The 17548-nt window shown below is 69.7% G+C and carries 16 protein-coding genes; 6 read left to right on the top strand and 10 right to left on the bottom strand.

Annotated elements, in window-relative coordinates:
• Positions 1-18: 18 nt before the first annotated feature.
• Positions 19-1188, top strand: a complete 1170-nt coding sequence (locus ACGFX9_RS23490; RefSeq protein ID WP_393475179.1) for an acetyl-CoA carboxylase biotin carboxylase subunit family protein — start codon at positions 19-21, stop codon at positions 1186-1188.
• A gap of 9 nt (positions 1189-1197) precedes the next feature.
• Here ACGFX9_RS23490 and ACGFX9_RS23485 read toward each other — a convergent pair whose 3' ends face one another.
• From ACGFX9_RS23485 to ACGFX9_RS23470, 4 genes are all read right to left on the bottom strand, one after another.
• Positions 1198-2094: an NAD(P)H-binding protein gene (locus ACGFX9_RS23485; protein ID WP_393475176.1), complete on the bottom strand. Its 897-nt coding sequence runs from the start codon at positions 2092-2094 to the stop codon at positions 1198-1200.
• Positions 2095-2358: 264 nt separating this feature from the next.
• Entirely contained in the window at positions 2359-2646 is a 288-nt protein-coding gene (locus ACGFX9_RS23480; protein WP_393475173.1) for a hypothetical protein, read from the bottom strand.
• Between the two features lie 268 nt (positions 2647-2914).
• Complete coding sequence (locus ACGFX9_RS23475; RefSeq protein ID WP_393475170.1) at positions 2915-3520, bottom strand: hypothetical protein; 606 nt, start codon at positions 3518-3520, stop codon at positions 2915-2917.
• 238 nt (positions 3521-3758) lie between these two features.
• Positions 3759-4415 (bottom strand): maleylpyruvate isomerase N-terminal domain-containing protein, encoded by a 657-nt coding sequence (locus ACGFX9_RS23470; protein WP_393475167.1) that lies wholly within the window; start codon positions 4413-4415, stop codon positions 3759-3761.
• 219 nt (positions 4416-4634) lie between these two features.
• Here ACGFX9_RS23470 and ACGFX9_RS23465 point away from each other — a divergent pair, with 219 nt between their 5' ends.
• The 3 genes from ACGFX9_RS23465 (at position 4635) to ACGFX9_RS23455 (ending at position 7320) form a co-directional block, all read left to right on the top strand.
• Positions 4635-5579, top strand: coding sequence for a YihY/virulence factor BrkB family protein (locus ACGFX9_RS23465; RefSeq protein ID WP_393475164.1), 945 nt, complete (start codon positions 4635-4637; stop codon positions 5577-5579).
• A gap of 181 nt (positions 5580-5760) precedes the next feature.
• A complete protein-coding gene (locus ACGFX9_RS23460; protein WP_393475161.1) occupies positions 5761-6219 on the top strand; it encodes a hypothetical protein in 459 nt (152 codons plus the stop codon).
• Positions 6220-6450: 231 nt separating this feature from the next.
• Entirely contained in the window at positions 6451-7320 is an 870-nt protein-coding gene (locus ACGFX9_RS23455; protein ID WP_393475158.1) for a DUF2382 domain-containing protein, read from the top strand.
• 103 nt (positions 7321-7423) lie between these two features.
• Here ACGFX9_RS23455 and ACGFX9_RS23450 read toward each other — a convergent pair whose 3' ends face one another.
• The 5 genes from ACGFX9_RS23450 to ACGFX9_RS23430 form a co-directional block, all read right to left on the bottom strand.
• Positions 7424-8623 carry a sialidase family protein gene (locus ACGFX9_RS23450; protein WP_393475155.1) on the bottom strand — a complete coding sequence of 400 codons (1200 nt, stop codon included), beginning with the start codon at positions 8621-8623 and terminating at the stop codon, positions 7424-7426.
• A 54-nt stretch (positions 8624-8677) separates the two neighbouring features.
• Positions 8678-10198, bottom strand: a complete 1521-nt coding sequence (locus ACGFX9_RS23445) for an alpha-N-arabinofuranosidase (protein ID WP_393475153.1) — start codon at positions 10196-10198, stop codon at positions 8678-8680.
• Positions 10199-10268: 70 nt separating this feature from the next.
• Positions 10269-11156 (bottom strand): carbohydrate ABC transporter permease, encoded by an 888-nt coding sequence (locus tag ACGFX9_RS23440; RefSeq protein ID WP_393475150.1) that lies wholly within the window; start codon positions 11154-11156, stop codon positions 10269-10271.
• Between the two features lie 2 nt (positions 11157-11158).
• A complete protein-coding gene (locus tag ACGFX9_RS23435) occupies positions 11159-12067 on the bottom strand; it encodes a carbohydrate ABC transporter permease (protein WP_393475147.1) in 909 nt (302 codons plus the stop codon).
• A 72-nt stretch (positions 12068-12139) separates the two neighbouring features.
• Positions 12140-13522 (bottom strand): extracellular solute-binding protein, encoded by a 1383-nt coding sequence (locus ACGFX9_RS23430; RefSeq protein WP_393475145.1) that lies wholly within the window; start codon positions 13520-13522, stop codon positions 12140-12142.
• Between the two features lie 254 nt (positions 13523-13776).
• On the opposite strand from ACGFX9_RS23430, the gene ACGFX9_RS23425 reads away from it, so the two are divergent.
• The gene (locus ACGFX9_RS23425) at positions 13777-14793 is read left to right on the top strand and encodes a LacI family DNA-binding transcriptional regulator (RefSeq protein WP_393475142.1); all 1017 of its coding nucleotides are present in this window, start codon (positions 13777-13779) and stop codon (positions 14791-14793) included.
• Between the two features lie 110 nt (positions 14794-14903).
• The gene (locus tag ACGFX9_RS23420) at positions 14904-15755 is read left to right on the top strand and encodes a maleylpyruvate isomerase family mycothiol-dependent enzyme (protein WP_393475139.1); all 852 of its coding nucleotides are present in this window, start codon (positions 14904-14906) and stop codon (positions 15753-15755) included.
• A 19-nt stretch (positions 15756-15774) separates the two neighbouring features.
• Here ACGFX9_RS23420 and ACGFX9_RS23415 read toward each other — a convergent pair whose 3' ends face one another.
• Positions 15775-17547, bottom strand: coding sequence for a beta-galactosidase family protein (locus ACGFX9_RS23415; RefSeq protein ID WP_393475136.1), 1773 nt, complete (start codon positions 17545-17547; stop codon positions 15775-15777).
• Position 17548: the final 1 nt, after the last annotated feature.

Raw genomic sequence — 17548 nt, 5'->3', positions numbered from 1 at the left:
TCACTCATGGAGACACGAATGCCGACCATGGTTGTCATCGGATACAGGCCAGATCTCGACCAGGCGTTGCAGCGCCGGGACATAAGTCCGTACTACGTCGTGCAGGCGCCGTCGATCCCGCCTTCGGGCCGGAGGTTCACCCGCGTCGCCGACATGGAGAATGCCCAGGAAATCCTGCGTGCGGCGCTCGGGGCGGGCATCGATGAGGTGGCAGGCGTTCTCACCGTCCATGAGATGGGCGTGTTCGGGGCGGCCTATCTCCGACAGCAGCTCGGCCTTCCCGGGAACGCGGACTCGAAGACGGCGCTCTACTTCCGGGACAAGTTTCTCCAGAAGAGCCGGCTGCCGCCTCAAGTGCGGCGTGCGCGCTGCCGTTACGTGTCACACGACACTTCCTTCACGGATCTCGCCGACGATCTGGGGAAGGTCTTCGTCGTCAAGCCCGCCACCGGAGCCGGGTCTCTTCGTACGAACATCGTCCGTTCCGCGGAAGAGTACGCGCAAGCGTCGGAATTGTTCTCGGGGCGGTCGGATGTCGAAGTCGTGGCCGAGTCCTTCATAGACGCCCCGGAGGTTTACCTGGACGGCATCTGGCAGAACGGCGCTCTTCGATGGTCATCCATGACGCGGTATCACCTGTCACCGCTCAGCGCCGCACAAGGCGGCGTCCTGGCCGCGCACTTATTGGACAGAAGACGGAATCCGGCACTGTTCGATCACATGGAGATACTCGCCGGCCAAGTACTCGGAAGCCTCGGCGCACCCGATTGCGTATTCCATATGGAGGCGTTCGTGGAGGAAGAGGGGCTGACCTTCGGTGAGTGCGCCATCCGTCTCCCCGGTGCGCTGTCCCCGCAGATCAACAAGCTGACCTTCGGTGTAGATCTCTTTGACGCCGAAATCAGCATCGCCCTCGGGGAAGAGCTGACGCAGCCCCTCGGCAGCGGCGTACCGGATCGCCTCCACGGATACATACTTCTCCGCAGATCCGCCGACGGGAACCTCACACAGGAGGAGTTCGAGCGCCGCTTCCGGTTTGACGACATCGAATATTTTTCGTCGCCCGATACGCCGCTCGGGCCGTACGGCAAGGTCGGCCACGCGATCGTCTCCGACCCGGATGAGGTGGAACTCCAGAAGACGATCGAGGAAATCGTGCACTTCAATGAGGTGGGCGGAGGAGAGTGACGATCTCCTTCACACGGTCGGTTCGTCCACCGCCGCGAGCAGCTTCGGGCGCAGATGCTCGTAGGCCCAACTCCCAAGCGTGGTAGGGGTCGTCGTCGTCAGGTCGCGTGACTGCTCGGGAACGAGGTCACGCGACCCGGCGGTCATGCCGACGATTCCCTCCACCGCACCGGGCGGCAGCCCCGCCGAGCGGAGCGCGTCGCGGACATCGTCGTCGTCGACGGTCTCCGGCCTGACCGGGTATCCCAGAACGCCGGAAAGGATCTCGGTGACCCGGCGGTGGGTGAGGTCCTCGGGGCCGTGGACGGCCTGGACCACGCGGCCCTGCCAGCTGTCGCTCAGGAGCCGGGCCGCCGCGACGTCCCCGATGTCACGGGGGTCGACCCACGGCATGGCGGCACGCGGGGCGGCGTTGCTGGTCAGCACGCCTCGGGCCAGGTCATCGAGGCTGAGCATGAGGTTCGTGAAGAAGTAGCCGCAGCGAAGGTGGAGGACGTCGGCGCCGGTTGCGTCCAGTTGTTCCTCGATCCTGGCCAGGCCGTCGATGTGCCCCACCCCGTTGCGTTTCTCGGCGCCGACGCTGCTCAACAGGACGGCTCGTGCGATGCCGTTCGCCCGCATCGCCCGGGCGTATCCGGCGCCGATCTCGCGCGAGGCCTCCACCGGTTCGGCGTCCGAGTGCGGTGTGGGATCGACCCAGAAGACCGTACGCGCCCCCTCCGTCGCCTCGCGAACGAAGTCGGCGTCCGCCAGGTCGCCCTGCCGTATGTCGACCGCGTCACGGGTCGCGGCCTCGAGGCGGGCCGGGTCACGGACGATGACGCGCGGGCGGGCACCTGCCTGCAGCAGGAGCCTGACCACACGCGTACCGACGTGCCCGGTGGGTGTGGTGACGACGATGCTCAAGACCGATGTCCCTTCATGCGCGGGGATGGCGGATCATGCGGGGTTGGCGGACGGGCTACGGGGCCGTATGCGTCTGTACCGTCGATCTATACCGCCGATCCCCGGCTCCGGCGCGACATCAGAACCGACTCCTGTTGATCGTGTCGAAAGTCGGAGGCGTGACATACGTTTTCCTGGGCACCCGATACTTGGCCCCGCCGTGTCCCCCCGTCGCGGCGGGGCCGCCGCCTGTCGGTCTTCGAGGCACGCATTGCATTCATGGCGTCATAGAGGGGGTGCCGCCCCCTCCGGCCCCCCGCCGGGCCGGCGTACCGAACGTGGTGATGGTCGAGAACAGCCGCAGTTCCCGTCCGCCGAAGCGAGTTCAGGATCGGGAGCCGTGGCCAGCTGGCGCGTGACGCGGGCGCGGAACATCGCGCGTACGTCGGTCAGGTTGACGACCAGTGAAGCCAGGCCGCGCGGATCAAGACCGAGCCGCACCAGGTTGACCGGCGGGCGCAGCAGGTCGGGGGCCACATGCGCGAAGAACGGGTCGACGGCACGGTTGGTCATCACGATGTTCCAGCGGCGGTCGAAGACCAGCGCCGGGCCGGCGTCAGCGCGTCGGCGCCGAGCGGGCGCTCGGTGTACCGGGGTGCGAAGCCCGCCGCGAGCAGAAGCCGGTTGCGGTCACGCAACGGCACATCGAGCTGATCGCCGAGGCGTGGGAACTCATCGAACCGGTGGCCGAGGCGGCCTCCCACCTCGCCTGGTGGGAGGCGCCACGCTAGTTGCCGCAAGGCCGGGCGTCCGAGCCGTGCCCGGCAAGCGACGAGCGCCGTCAGTACAGCTTGTTGACGGCCTTGACGGTCGTGGCCTTGAAGTCGGCCACCTGCGCGTTGGCGAAGTCGCCCATCTGTCCCCACTGGACGAGCGTCACCGTGGTGCCGTCCCGGCCGACCGAGAACATGTTGATGTCGGAGGATCCACCCGTGGACTCGGTGTGGACGCCGTAGACATGGGCCCCTTCCTCGACGTTCAACTTGCCGTAGTACTTCTGCTCCGCGGTGACATCGGGGTTCTCCCGCATCACCTTGTTCGCGCAGCCGTCGAGGTCCTTGCGCAGCAGGGCCGCGAAGTCCTTGGCACGCTGCTCGCTGCGCTCGACCACGGTCACCTGGAGAGCCCCGGTGTCATAGTCCGTGCGGTACACGCGGTGCACGGAGATCGACGGCAGGGCCTCCCCCACGCACATCGGCAGCGGGTCGGGCTGCCCGGAGGTCACCGGCCCTGCGGTCCAGGCCGACGACGAGTGCGGCGGCAGTTCGGCAGGCGCAAGGAAGCGGGGCGTGCCGGCGGCGGACGCCGGAACCGCACCGGCGAGCACACCGGACACGGCAGCCGCTGCCGCCACAGAACACAGGCCACGGTTGATACGAACGTTCATCCTGGTCAACTCCCCGTTTTTGAAAGGTCAGTTGGTCTCCCCGGGCGGCACACTCCGTCCGGGGGCAGCGGGCCGGTCATCGTCGAACGTGACAGTGCCGGTCCCGCTACCTGACTCCCACGCCCTGTACGACCCGCGACCCCCTGTGCCCGTTGCCCTGCCTCACGTCACAGCTCTGTCCGCGATGTCACCGAACGGCAACGCCGACAGGAAGGAGAAGCGACCAGGGCCTGGTTCCTCACCCGAGGACGAACGGAAGCCTCGCCGCCAGCTCGCCCAGTTGGGCCTGCTCCGCCTCCGTCGGGGCGCGTCGTCCTGTGCCCACCAGCAGCGCGTCCTTGTCGGAGAACGACGCGGGGAACGCGGACCCTGCGATCTTCTCCAGCATCTCCCGGGTCCGGGCGAGCCCCTCCGCCGGCGGCTGCGGCGCGGTCGGGAGGTGGGCGGTCAGGTCGAGGTGGTGCAGGGTCCACTCCAGGACGTACGCGTCGAGGTAGTCCCCCGCGGTGAGGACCTCGTCCTGGGTGCTGACCCGCAGGGCAGGGTCGGCCAGTTCGGCGGCGCGGCCCGCGGCCGAGCCGACGTCGTCCAGGTGGAATGTGAGCAGGCCGGGATCCTCGTACGCGGCGGCCAGCCGCACGGTCAGCGCGTCGAGCGGGTCCTCGCCGGTCGGCGGCGTCCGCGTCACGGCCCAGTAGGTCACCGCATCACGGGTCGGCTCGGTGTCGGCGGGGGTCACGAGGGTGATCAGGACGTCCTGGGCGTCGATGATGAGGTGGCATACCAGGTCCCGCACGAGCCAGCCCTTACAGCCTGACGGGCGTGCGAAGTCCTCGTCCTGGAGTGCGGCGACCGCCTTGCGCAGAGCCGCCCAAGAACGTGAGAAGAGATCCACATCGGCACGCTAGTGCGATGCGGCGAGGGCGGGCAAGTGCCGCGGCGGCGGTGGAGAGGGCCGACTGGGCCGACTGACATCGGTCCTCGCGGGCAGGGGAACATTGGCTCCCGGCCGCCTCCGCGTGACGGACCCGGGTGACGCGTGTCCAAAGGGGTGAGCCGGGATGGCGGTGCGGTAGGCCACAGGCCGTCGGCGAGAGACAACGAGGAGTAGCCCATGGACAGTTCCGGGACGCCCGGGCGTGCGGCGCGCGCAGCCTTTGCCCGTATCGACGACGGGGCAGGAGCCGTTCCCGCCGCTGCCGGGCATGCAGGGCCTGGCGCCGTCCCCGCCCGGTGGGCCCTGCGGGGTACCGCGCTGCGCCGCACCCCGGTGTCGATGTGGAACGACGACGTGTCGGACTGGGCCGCGGCGTTGACGTACTACGCGATCCTCGCTCTGCTGCCCGCCCTCCTGGTCACGGTCAGCCTCATCAGCCTGGTCAGCCCCTCCACGACGCAGGCCCTGATTGCCGAGGTCACCGACTGGGCGCCCGCGCAGTCGGGCAGCGCCTTGAACGAGGCGCTGAGCGAGATGGCCGGTGAACGTTCCGCCGCCGTGACGGTGGTGATCGGCGGTGGCGTCAGCGCCTTGTGGTCCGCCACCAGCTACGCCGCCGTCTTCCGGCGGGCGCTGCACGCCATGCACGGCGTGAAGGACACGCGGCCGGTCCTGCGCAAGGCGCACCGTGTGCTCACGACCGCCGTCGCACTGCTCGCACTGCTTGCCTCCAGCGCGCTCCTGCTCGTACTGAGTGGCTCGCTCGCCAAGACCGTCGGGCGGCGCGTGGGGGTCGGCAACGCCGGGCAGGCCGCGTGGAGTGTCCTGAAATGGCCTGCCCTGGTCTGTCTGGTGGTTCTGCTCGTCCTTGTGCTGTTCCGTAACGCGCCTCCCTCGGCGCGTGGTTGGCGCCACAGTCTGCCGGGCGGGTTGCTGGCCGCGCTGCTGTGGCTGCTGTCCTCGGGCCTCTTCACCGTGTACGCGTCCGGGTTCGGCACGTACGGCAAGCTCTACGGCTCACTGGCCGGCGTGGTGGTCTTCCTGGTGTGGCTCTGGGTGTCCAACCTGGCGCTGCTAGCCGGAGCGCAGTTCACGGTGGAGATGGCCCGCGTCCGCGCCTGACTCGTGCGCCCCCGGGCGGAAACCAGGACCGATCTCCCCGCGTCCGCCCTTCCCTGCGCGCCGCGTGCGCTCCCCTCGGAGGGCTTCGGGCGCGCGTGCGCCGGTGATAAGCCTGAAGGCGTAACTACTCGTGCGCTTGTTCGCCCGCGCGGCCCGCGCGGCATCGAAGAGGAGCGATCGAATGGCCTCGTTCGACACGGGACGGTTGTGCGCGATCGTCAAGATCCTTGACCAGGCAAGCACCCACCTTCGACTGGCCGCCGGGGAGTGGGCCGTCTCCGCGACGGCTGCGACCACGACGGCGGCGACCACGACAGCGGCGCCCGCACCGACGGCCGTGCCTCGGCCGGCCGCCGCCGATCCCACCGCCTCCGGCATCACCGCGCTCCTGAGCGTCTCGGAGCACGCGTCGGTCAGTGTCCGGCGCGCGCTCGTCCACATCCGCAACGGAGAGATCCAGAGCGCCCAGTACGAACTGGACAGGGCCCGAAGTCAGCCGTGCGCGGCGGCCCTCACCCCGGCGGGCCTGCCGCAGCCGCTCCCCCGGCGCGTGACCACGGCCCTGCGCCTCATGCAGGGGATCACGGGTTTCTTCCCTTCCGAGACGGAACAGGTGCTCGTCCAGGCAGCCCTTCCCTGATGCCCTCCCCATTCCCCATCACCCGATTGGACTAGTCGAGCCTGTGGGGGTCAGAAAGTTCCGATCGCCGCAGTCACCCCGCCGAACGCCTCCCGGCGAACAATCCGTGCACGTTCAGTGACGCTTCTAGTTGCACGGCGCACCCGCACGCAGCGCCATGGAGGGGAGGCGTGCGTCGTCCATGGCGAGATTCGATTCTGCCCGTCGCGCGCTCCAAGGGAGTGATCACCCATGACGCAGGGCGAGGCCTTCACCAGCGCCGACGGGCTCGCGGGCCTGACGGCTTACGACCAGACCGGCGAGAAGATCGGCAGCGTCGAGCAGGTATATCTCGACGACCGCACCGGCCGCCCCGAGTGGGTGACCGTGAAGACCGGTCTCTTCGGCATGAAGCAGAGCTTCGTCCCGCTTGCCGGAGCCCGCCGCCAGCAGGACGAGCTGCACGTCGCGGCCACCAAGGAGACCGTCAAGGACGCCCCGCGCGTCGACGCGGACCAGCACCTCGAACCGGGCGAGGAGCACGAGCTCTACGCCCACTACGGACTCGCCCGGCCCGACGCGACCACCCGTGGCCCGGCGGCCGGCGGTCGTGACCGCTCCGGTATGGCGGGAGCGGCCGGCATGGCCGGCGCCGGTATGGGTGGCGCGGGCAACCGTGAGTACGCGACCCGCGCCGGGGCACGTGGCGACAGCAAGGACGAGATGGTGCGCTCCGAGGAGCGGCTGCGGGTGGGGAAGGAAGAGCAGGAGGTCGGGCGCGCCCGGCTTCGCAAGGTGGTCGTCACCGAGGATGTGAAGACCTCCGTTCCCATCTCCCACGAGGAGGTTCGCGTCGTACGCGAGCCCATCCGCGAGGGCGACACCACGCGCGCCAACATCGGCGAGGCGGAGACCGAGGTGACCCTGCACGCCGAGAAGGCGGTGACCCGCAAGGAGTCGGTGCCGGTCGAGCGGGTCCGTCTGGAGACCGAGAAGGTCACCGAGACGCAGGAGGTCTCGGACACCGTGCGCAAGGAGCAGATCGAGTTCGACGACGCCAAGGGCGAGCGCGGTACGAAGGGCGAGGGCTGGCGCGACCGGAAGCAGGGCCCGCGCCACTGACGCCCTGCGGTGGCCCGCGCCCGGTCTGAGGGCGCGTGGAGGGAGGGAACACCCGTCGCGGGTGTTCCCTCCCTCCACGCCATGTGCCAAGCGGAGTCAGGCCTCAGGCGGCGGGCACCGACCCGGTGGCGAAGTACGGCTTGCACACCGAGCCGGACCAGTCCGTGGCGATCTCCAGGAGCCTGTTGCCATCGGCCGATGGCAGCAGGCTTGAGCTGTAGTTGGGGCAGTAGTCGACGGTCGTCGACTCGACGGCGACCGGCGCGGCGATCTCCCGCCAACTGCCAGCGCCACCCGCACTGTTGACCCAGACGGTGCGCCCGCTCCCGGCCGCCCTGCTGCCGTCACGGTTGTACATGACCTGGCCGACCAGGAAGAGCCTGCCCTTCGGGTTGCCCGCCTCGGGCGCCCACGCCAGGTTCGGCGCATGCTTGAAGTACTTGCCGTCCGCGGTCTCCGGGCGGATGCCCAGGGACGTGGGCGCTCCCCAGTTCCAGCCGTCGGACGAGGTCCGGTAGTGCACGACGCACTGGAACTGGCCCGCGGCCGCGCAGATCTCGAACGACATGAAGTAGGTCCCGTCGCCCATCCTGCGCACCACCGCCATGCCGGGCCGGTCCGAGGCGAGCGTGCTGGCGACGGTGTCGTGGTGGCCGGTCCACGTCACCCCGTTCGCGGTACGGGCGGCCACCAGCTTCTGGCTGTGCGCGGCATCGGTCTCGTCGGAGTAGTGCGCCACGAGTTGCCCGGAGGCGTCGACGGAGAACTCCGGCTCCCACAGACCCTTGTCGTTGGACGCCGTGGCGATGGTGGACAGGTAGCTCCAGTTGCGGCCCACGTCAGTGCTCTTGAAGACCCGCAGGGCCATGCGCCGGTTCGGCTCGTCCTGCCCGATCGACGCCGCCCACAGCAGTGTCCCCGCGGGCAGTTTGCCGATGCGCCGCGGGAGTTCGTACAGCGTCGAGCAGCACAGTCCTTGGCCGCCCGCGGCGTCGGGGTCGCGCACCGTGCCGACTTGGCGGAACGAGGCGCCCCCGTCCGTGCTCTCGTGAATGGCGCCGAGCCCGTCGTTCCCGGAGAACGTGACCACGGAGGCCAGGACGCGGCCGTTCGCCTCGCCACTGTGGGCGAGTCTGACGGCGCGTGGGTACAGGCCGGTGCCGTCGCGCAGCAAGGTGCCGGTCGCGGCGTCGGCGGGCGTACCGGACTGCGTGACGAACAGCGCCGCCACGAGAGCGAGCAGCAGGGGAAAGAGAACGGTGGGGCGGAGGAGACGTGGTCGTGCGGGGTGGTGCGCTGACATGGGCCTCTCCTGGCTCTGCGGGAAATGGGTGAGTACGGCGAACTGGGTTGCTCGTCAGTGCTGTTGGGGCGCGAGCCGGATGACGTTCCAGGAGATCGGCGGCAGTTCGGCCGTCAGCGCGCCCTCGGCGGTGATGTGCGTCCCGGACGCACGGCGCGGCACCACCCGGTCCGGCTCGGCCTCGGTGTTGACCGCGTCCGGGTCCTGGTCGGCAAGCACCAGGTGCTCCACGACGCGGTATCCGGCGGCTTCCCCGCGCAGCGCGGCCTCCAGCACCAGCGGCTTCCCCTGGTCGCGGTTGACGGCGAGGACGGTGAGTTCGCCGGTCTCCTCGTCGTACGTCACCACCGAGTCGAGGGCGGCTACATCGCCGTACTGGGAGGTGTCGACGCGAGGTCCGGTGGCCTCGGTGCGCAGCACACGGCCGGTCGCGAACCGCGCGGCCTGCGCGAACGGGTGGAAGATGGTCTGACGCCAGCTCGCGCCGCCGGGCTCGGTGCGGATGGGGGCGATGACGTTGACCAGCTGGGCGAGGCAGGCGATGGCCACGCGGTCGGCGTTGCGCAGCAGGGTGATGAGCAGCGAGCCGACCACGGCGGCGTCCGTCACGCTGTAGGTGTCCTCGATGAGGCGGGGGGTCTCGGCGGTCTTCAGGTTGCGCTCGCCGGGGAAGCGGGCGGCGTACCAGACGTTCCACTCGTCGAAGGACAGCTTGATGTGCTTCTTGGCACCGCGCACCGCCCGTACGTGATCGGCGGTCGACACCACGTCGCGGATGTACTGGTCCATGTGCGCGCCCGACGCGAGGAAGCTGGCGCGGTCGCCGTCGAACTCCTCGTAATAGGCGTGCAGGGAGAGGTAGTCGACCTCGTCGTACGTCTGCTCAAGGACCTCGCGCTCCCAGGTGCCGAAGGTGGGCATGCGCGAGTTGGAGCTGCCGCAGGCGACCAGCTCGATGGACGGGTCGACCTGGCGCATCGCCTTTCCGGCCTCGGCCGCGAGCCGGCCGTACTCGGTGGCGGACTTGTGGCCCGTCTGCCACGGCCCGTCCATCTCGTTGCCCAGGCACCACAGCTTCACGTTGTGCGGATCGGGCACTCCGTGCTTGATGCGGAGGTCCGACCAGGCGGTGCCGCCCGGGTGGTTGCAGTACTCGACCAGGGCGCGGGCGGCGTCGATGCCGCGGGTCCCGAGGTTCACGGCCATCATCGGGTCGAGGCCCAACTGGCGTGCCCAGCCGAGGAATTCGTTCGTTCCGACGTGGTTGGTCTCGATGGAGCGCCACGCCAGGTCGAGCCGCCGCGGGCGCTCGGCGACCGGCCCGACACCGTCCTCCCAGTGGTAGCCGGAGACGAAGTTTCCGCCGGGGTAGCGCACGAGGCCGGTGCCGAGTTCACGCACCAGGTCCGCGACGTCGCCGCGGAATCCGGCGGCGTCGGCGGTGGGGTGCCCGGGGTCGTGGATGCCGGTGTAGACGCAGCGCCCCATGTGCTCGACGAAGGTTCCGTACAGGCGCGGGTCGACGTCGCCGACGCTGAACTCCGGGTCGATGACGAACCGTGCGGTGTGCGGCATGTTCTGGTGCCTCTCTCTGTGGGGCTCTTTCAGCGGTGCTGTTCAGCGGTGCTGTTTCAGTGGAGTGGGGCTACTTGAGGCCGGTGCCTGCGATGCCCTCGACGATGCGGCGCTGGAACAGCGCGAAGACGGCCAGCAGCGGGATCGCGCCGAGCACGGCGGACGCCATGAGCTGGGCGTAGGGGACGCCGAACACGTCCTGGACGGAAGTGAGTCCGACGGGCAGCGTCATCATCTCGGGGTCGGTCACCACGAGCAGGGGCCACAGGAAGTTGTTCCAGACGCCGACGAACACGAAGATCGTGACGGCGGAGACGGCCGGGCGGGAGATCGGCATGACGATCTGCCAGTAGATGCGCAGCCAGCCCGCGCCGTCCGCGCGGGCCGCGTCGATCAGCTCGCGCGGGATCCCGTCGAAGAACTGCTTGAAGACGAACACGGCCACGACGTTGGGCACTTGGGGCAGCACGACTCCCCAGTAGGTGTTCAGGAGCCCCGCCGACTGGAGCGCGAGGAACTGCGGGATCATCAGGACCTGGCCCGGGATCATGATCCCGGCGAGCAGCAGCACGAACGCGGCACGGCGCATCCGGAAGCGGGTCTGCGACAGGGCGAAGGCCGCCAAGGACGCCATGATCACCGTAAGGACCGTGGTGAGGATCGAGGTGATGAAGCTGTTGGCGTACCAGTAGGGCAGCTTGCCCGCGTCGAAGATCTCCCCGTACGCCGCGAGGGTCGGGTGCGCGGTGAACCATCCGGTCGGGTTGGTGACGACCTCCTGCGCGGGCCGCACCGAGGTGGCGAGCGCCCAGGCCAGCGGCACGAGCCACAGCAGCGCGAGGGCGATGAGCGTGCCGAGCGCCACCCGGTTGAAGAGGCGCTCCGAGTCGCGGGGGCGGGTCGGCGGGGCCGTGCTGCCGCGGTGTGCCGTCTCGGGGCGCGTGGCGATCGCGGTCATGGTCAGTTCTCCTTCTCGGCGCGGCGTACGAGGGCGAACCAGACGAGGGAGACGAACAGGATCACCAGGAACAGCAGCAGTGACACGGTCGAGGCGTAGCCCACGCGGCCCTCGACGAACCCGGTGTCGTAGATGAGCTGGAGCGAGGGGCGGGTGCTGCCGTCGGGGCCGCCGCTCGTCATCATGTAGATCTGGTCGAAGACCTTCAGCGAGGCGATGACCTGCAACACCGTGACCAGCGTCGTCGTACGGCCCAGCATCGGCACGACCACGTGACGGATGCGCTGCCAGGGTCCGGCACCGTCGATGGCCGCCGCCTCGTGGACCTCGCGCGGCACGTCCTGGAGACCGGCGAGGTAGAGCACGAAGTTGAAGCCGATCGTCCACCACACGGTGGCCGCCGCTATGGAGATCATCGCCCAGTCCGGGTCGCCGAGCCAGGATGGCGGGATGTCGACGCCGAACCACTTCACCACCTCCTGGGCCAGGCCCAGTTGGTCGGCGTAGATGAACATGAAGAGCAGCGAGACGACCGCCGACGGCAGTACGAAGGGCGCGAAGAACGCGAACCGGAAGAACCAGCGGCCACGCACGAAGCGGTCGGCGAGCAGGGCGAGGGCCAGGCTGAGCAGCACCAGGGGCACGGTCGTCAAGGCCGTGAACCACAGGGTGTTGCGCAGGGTCCGCCAGAACTCCGGGTCGCTGAGCGCCGCCGTGTAGTTCGAAAGGCCCGTGAAGTCACCGAGGCCGCTCTTGAGCAGGCTCGTGTCGAAGAATCCGGCGATCACGGTGTAGATCAGCGGCCCCACGAGGAACACCAGATAGAAGAGGGCGAAGGGCAGCAGCATCCCCGGTCCCGCCCAGCGGTCGCCTCTGCTGGACGTCGGGGTCGGAGCGGTCGTCGTGGCCACGGTTCGGCCTTTCGGTCAAGGCGTACGGGATCCAAGGGCGGGTGGAACAAAAGGGGTCGAGCGGGGGCCGGGTCATACGGGAGCGGGGCGCGAGGCCAGGGTCTGCAGCTCGCGGCGCAGCCGCGCGGCGCCCGCCGTGGGACTGGCGTCACCGGTGAACACCGTGGTCACGACGTCGCCCACCACGGTCTGCATGGTGCCTCCCGCGCCGCCGTACCAGGCGGCCGGGTCGTAGACCGCGCCATCGGCGGCCGTGGCGTAGTGCGACTGCGGTTCCAGTTCCTTGTACGCGCGTGAACGCTGGGTCGGCAGCCAGGCCGGCACATGGCCTCCCTGGGCCCACAACTCGCTGGAGTGCAGCATCGACGCAGCGAACCCCAGGGAGAGATCGAGGCGCTGGGCCTTCGCGGAGGGCGCCTTCGGCAACACCAGGGCGTGCGAGTCGGCGGCGCAGGCGTAGGGCGCGTCCTTGAAGATGCGCGGCAGGGGCCGCATGTCGAACTTCACCTTCGCCGACTGGACCGCGAGGGCCTGCCAGACGCCGTCCATCAGGAAGCCGGCCTTGCCGGTGGTCAGCAGGGTGATGGCGCCCTTGCCGTCGGTGTTGGCGGGGATCACCTTCTCCTGGCTGAGGCGGCGGATGTAGGCGAGTGCTTCGGCCGCGGCGGCGGTGTCGATGACCACCCGCTTGCCCTGGTCGGCGACGAGGTCCCCGCCGCCGACCTGCCGGTAGAGCGACCAGAAGATGCGGAACTGCATGGAGGCGTCCTTGACCGAGGCGATCGAACCGCCCCAGGCGCCGGTGACCTCCTTCGCCGCCCGCAGCGCGTCGATGAACGCGTCGGGCCCGTCGACATCCACCAACTGGCCCTGCTTGTCGAGCAGTCCGGCCTTCTCGGCGATGTCCGTGCGGAAATAGAGCACGAAGGGGTGCGTGTCCAGCGGCACGGCGTGCGGCTTCCCGTTGAACTGGGACTTTCGCCACGGCCGCGCGTCGAACTTGTCCTCGGTCAGCCCGTGTCGGGCCAGGTCGTCGGGGTGCAGCTCGGTGAGCAGGCCGGCCTCGGCGAGCGTGGGCAGCTTCGACAGATGGACGACCGCGACCTGGGGCGGCCGGTCGCCGAGCGTGGCGAGGGTGAGTTTCGTGTAGTACGGGTTGCCCCACAGGAACGTCGCGGACTTCAGTTCGGTCGACCGGTGCGCTGCCCGGTAGACGTCCTGCATCGCCAGCATCCGCTCGCCGTCGCCGCCGGTGAACGGGTTCCAGAAGTTCAGCCGCGACGGCGAGGGGGCACCGCCGGTGAATCCCTGCGCCAGTGTGCTGCCGCAGCCGCCGACGGTGAGCGCGGCGGCGCCGGCCGCACCGAGAGCGAGCCCTCCGCGCAGCACACGGCGGCGGGTCGGGACGGGCGGCGACGGGGCAGGCGGCGACGGGGGCGGTATGCGATCCCGCATGGGCATGCGTCCTTCCACGGCGGACAAGACAGCTACGAAGTACAACGTTGTAAACCGCACCGACGACAGCCGCGTTTCATGGCTGCTCGATGTGGTTACAACGTTGTATCCAGCCAGCAATACGGCGTCAACACCTGGGCACGTATTACCTGTTCACTCAGCTGTTCACGTCCGCTCGGAACCGAATCGCCCTCCGGCCCTCTACAACGTTGGACCATGACGTACGCTGCTGCTGTCCGGGGAGGGAGAACCACGTGGCAGGCACACGCCTGAAGGACGTCGCCGAGCGCGCCGGGGTATCGATCAAGACGGTGTCGAACGTCGTCCGCGGCGAGACCCGGGTCGCCGACCGCACACGCGAGCGGGTCCTTCGAGCCATAGCGGATCTCGACTACCAACCCAACGCGTCCGCGCGGCACTTGAGGACCGGACGCAGCGGCATCATCGCGCTCGCCGTCCCCGAACTCGTGGCACCGTACTTCGCCGAACTTGCCGCGGAGGTCATCTCTGCCGCGAAGAAGCGCGGCTGCACCGTGCTCATCGAGGACACCGGCGGGAACCCGGACGAGGAACTGCGGATCGCCTGCGGGCTCAGCGACCCGCTCATCGACGGCGTCCTGCTCAGCCCGCTCCGGCTCGACGAGCAGGTGCTCGGCGCCCGCGAGCGCCGCGTACCGCTCGTGCTCTTGGGCGAGCAGTCGTACGAGATCCCCGCCGACCATGTCCTGATCGACAACTCGGCGGCGGCCCGCGAGGCCACCGGCCACCTCCTGTCCCTCGGCCGCCGCCGCGTCGCCGTCATCGGCCAGCCATCGGGTCCCGCCCACGCGACGACGGTCCAGCGCATGCACGGCTATCTGACCGCGCTGCACGCCGCGGGCGTTCCGCACGACCCCCAACTCGCCCCGGACACCAGGGCGTTCACTCGCGCCGAGGGGGCCGCCGCGATGCACGCGCTGCTGAGGCTCGGCGACCCGCCGGACGCGGTGTTCTGCTTCAACGACCTGCTGGCGTCAGGGGCGCTGCGGGTCGCGCACGAGCATGGCTTGAAAGTCCCGCACGACGTGGCCGTGGTCGGCTTCGACGACGTGGAGGAGTCCCGCTACAGCGTGCCGACCCTGACCACCATCGCCCCGGACAAGCGGGGCATCGCGGAGCTGGCCGTGGACGCGCTGCTGCGCAGAATCGAGGCCGGCGCGATGGCACCGCACGCGCGGCTCACCGCGGGGTACGAGCTGATGGTCCGCGAAAGCACGCAACCGGCGTCCTGAGCAACGGCGGATGTCATGAACACCGGCCGATGTCCCGCACCGGCAGGTGTTCTGTACTGGCGGATGTCCCGCACTGGCAGAGCAAGGCTTCCGGCTGACAGGATTTGACCATGACTCCGGAGTCCCACGACCTGTCCGACACCTCGTGGCTGGGTGGCCCGATCGACGCTCGCCGTCTGTTCGGGCCCGAGTTGGAGGCGCTGCTCGACACCCTCCATGGCCTGCGCCCCGCCGACTGGGACAAGGCGACGGTCCCGGGCTGGACCGTGCGTGACCTCGCCGTCCACGTCCTCGGTGACTGCTACGGCCGCCTCGGCGCCGCCCCTGACGGTTACCGACGCGTCTTCCGGCCCGCGGAGACCCTGGAGGAGTTCATCCACCGGACCAACCAGGAATGGGTCGACCTCCATGCCGGTGACAGCCCGGCTTCGGTCATCGGCGCCCTGGAGGTGGCCGGGGGTCGTCTGGTCCGCCGGTTCGCCGCCGCCGACCTCGAAGCGCCGGCCCTGGGTGTCTCCTGGGCAGGGGTCGATCCGGCGCCGGCCTGGCTGGACATCGCCCGGGAGTTCACCGAGTTCTGGACCCACCGCCAGCAGATCCGCCACGCCGTCGGCCTCGGCACCGACCCGGGGCCGCATGCCTTGTCCACGGTCCTGGACACCTTCCTGCGGGCCCTGCCCCACACCCTGCGGCATACGACGGCACCGGCCGGGACCCAGATCCGGGTGATCGCCGACGGGCCGGCCGGCGGCAGGTGGACGGTCACCGCCGGCGCGGGCCGCTGGTCGCTGGCAGGACCGCGCGGCGCCCGGCCGGCCGCGTCGGTGCTGATGGACACGGAAACCCTCTGGCGCCTGTGCACACGCGGCCTTGATCCCGCCACTGCCATGGACCGCGCGCACATCCGGGGAGAGGCTCGGCTCGCTCAGGCCGTGTGCCGGATCGTGTCCGTCGTGTACTGAAGTCGGCCGCCTCCCTCTGTTACTCCTCCACCGGGCCGAGGTCCGGCGCGTCGCGCAGTTCCACGGTCCGGGACCGTGGTGGTGCGTGCAGTTCCAGTACGACGATGTCGTTGCGTCCCTGGCGCAGCGCGGGGCCCGGCACATAGAGCGAGTTCTGCGGTCCGCGGGACCAGTAGCGGCCGAGGGCGAAGCCGTTGATCCAGGCGTTGCCCTTCGTCCAGCCCGGGAGGTGGAGGAAGGTGTCGGCGGGCTCGTCGATGTCGAACGTGCCGCGGTGGAAGGCCGGGCCCACGGGTTGCCCCGGCGACTCATAGGCGAGGCCGTCGAGAGAGTCCAGCGGCAGCGGCCGGTTGGTCCAGCCGGTCAGCTCCGCCCCGTCGATGCGGACGCCGCCGAGCAGGCCCTTGCGGTCATGGAGGGCGGGGCCGTAGTTGACCCTCCCCTGGTTCTCGACGAGGACGCTGAGCACCGCGCCCGCGGCGGGAACGTAGAAGGTGAGGGTCTGTTCGTGCCGCTCGCGTTCCAGGACGCCCACCGGCTGGCCGTCCAGGAAGAACTGGGCGCGGTCGTGCACGTCCGGGGCTTCCAGGAGTACTGCGCCCGCTGTGCGCAGTTCCGTCTCGTACAGCACGAATCCGAAGTCCTGATGGAGCTGCTCCATGGTGAGCGGGCGCTCCGAGCGGACTGCGGAGCCCAGGACGGGCGCGTTGGACAGGAGCGGGGCGCATTCGGTCAGGGAGGTGCCCAGGGCGCCGATCTTCTTGGTGCGGTCCGGTACGCCCTCCCGCGGCACCGGGGCGTACCGCGCGATGACGTCCCGGAACGCCGTGTACTTCTCCGTGGGGTCGCCCGCCTCGTCGAGGGGGGCGTCGTAGTCGTAGGAGGTGACCGTGGGGCGGTAGGTGTGCTTGTCGTTGGCGCCGTTGGTGAAACCGAAGTTGGTGCCGCCGTGGAACATGTAGAAGTTCACCGAGGCTCCGGTGGCGAGCAGTTCGTCCAGTTCGCGTGCGGCCTGTGCTGGGTCACGGACGACGTGCCGGCCGCCCCAGCGGTCGAACCAGCCGATCCAGAACTCCGTGCACATCAGCGGGCCGGTGGGTCGGAGCGCGCGCAGGGCTGCGAGGTTCCGCGCCGAGCCGCTGCCGAAGTTGGCGGTCGCCAGGACACCGGGCAGGGATCCGTCCTCCAGGTCGGCGGGCTGGTCGCAGGTGAAGAGGGGGACGTCGGCGCCGCATCGGAGCAACGCCCCCTCGATGTGCCGCAGATGGGCGGTGTCGTCGCCGAAGGCCCCGTACTCGTTCTCCGCCTGGATCGCGAGGATGGGCCCGCCGCGGGTGGACAAGTACGGCAGGACCGCGGGCATGAGAGCCTCGAAGTAGCGGTCCACGGCGGCGAGATAGCGTGGGTCCTGGGTGCGGAGTTGGATGCCGGTGCTGCTGTCGGCCTGGCCCTCCGGCTCTGCGAGCAGCCACGACGGCAGGCCGCCCCCCTCCCACTCCCCGCAGATGTAGGGGCCGGGGCGCAGCAGTACGTGCAGCCCTTCCGCCGCCGCCAGTTCGAGGAAGGCGGGCAGGTCGAGGCCACCGTCCAGCCGGAAGACGTCCGGGCGCGGCTGGTGCAGGTTCCACGGCACATACGTCTCGACGGTGTTGAGGCCCATCAGGCGGGCCTTGTGCAGGCGGTCGGCCCACTGGTCGGGGTGGACGCGGAAGTAGTGCAGGCCGCCGGAGATGATCCGGAAGGGCTTGCCGTCGAGGTGGAAGCCCTCGTCGTCGATCTGCAGTACGGCCATG

It is taken from the genome of Streptomyces sp. NPDC048436, assembly GCF_043200355.1.
Lineage (GTDB): Bacteria > Actinomycetota > Actinomycetes > Streptomycetales > Streptomycetaceae > Streptomyces.
Note: the sequence above shows the minus strand (reverse complement) of the source record. Positions and strands in the feature narration are given on the sequence as shown.

What these genes read in the sequence shown, in the direction of transcription:
- ACGFX9_RS23490 (WP_393475179.1), top strand. Translation starts at nt 19, where the DNA reads ATGCCGACCATGGTTGTCATCGGATACAGGCCAGATCTCGACCAGGCG.
- ACGFX9_RS23480 (WP_393475173.1), bottom strand. Translation starts at nt 2,646, where the DNA reads ATGACCAACCGTGCCGTCGACCCGTTCTTCGCGCATGTGGCCCCCGAC.
- ACGFX9_RS23475 (WP_393475170.1), bottom strand. Translation starts at nt 3,520, where the DNA reads ATGAACGTTCGTATCAACCGTGGCCTGTGTTCTGTGGCGGCAGCGGCT.
- ACGFX9_RS23465 (WP_393475164.1), top strand. Translation starts at nt 4,635, where the DNA reads ATGGACAGTTCCGGGACGCCCGGGCGTGCGGCGCGCGCAGCCTTTGCC.
- ACGFX9_RS23460 (WP_393475161.1), top strand. Translation starts at nt 5,761, where the DNA reads ATGGCCTCGTTCGACACGGGACGGTTGTGCGCGATCGTCAAGATCCTT.
- ACGFX9_RS23455 (WP_393475158.1), top strand. Translation starts at nt 6,451, where the DNA reads ATGACGCAGGGCGAGGCCTTCACCAGCGCCGACGGGCTCGCGGGCCTG.
- ACGFX9_RS23450 (WP_393475155.1), bottom strand. Translation starts at nt 8,623, where the DNA reads ATGTCAGCGCACCACCCCGCACGACCACGTCTCCTCCGCCCCACCGTT.
- ACGFX9_RS23445 (WP_393475153.1), bottom strand. Translation starts at nt 10,198, where the DNA reads ATGCCGCACACCGCACGGTTCGTCATCGACCCGGAGTTCAGCGTCGGC.
- ACGFX9_RS23440 (WP_393475150.1), bottom strand. Translation starts at nt 11,156, where the DNA reads ATGACCGCGATCGCCACGCGCCCCGAGACGGCACACCGCGGCAGCACG.
- ACGFX9_RS23430 (WP_393475145.1), bottom strand. Translation starts at nt 13,522, where the DNA reads ATGCGGGATCGCATACCGCCCCCGTCGCCGCCTGCCCCGTCGCCGCCC.
- ACGFX9_RS23420 (WP_393475139.1), top strand. Translation starts at nt 14,904, where the DNA reads ATGACTCCGGAGTCCCACGACCTGTCCGACACCTCGTGGCTGGGTGGC.
- ACGFX9_RS23415 (WP_393475136.1), bottom strand. Translation starts at nt 17,547, where the DNA reads ATGGCCGTACTGCAGATCGACGACGAGGGCTTCCACCTCGACGGCAAG.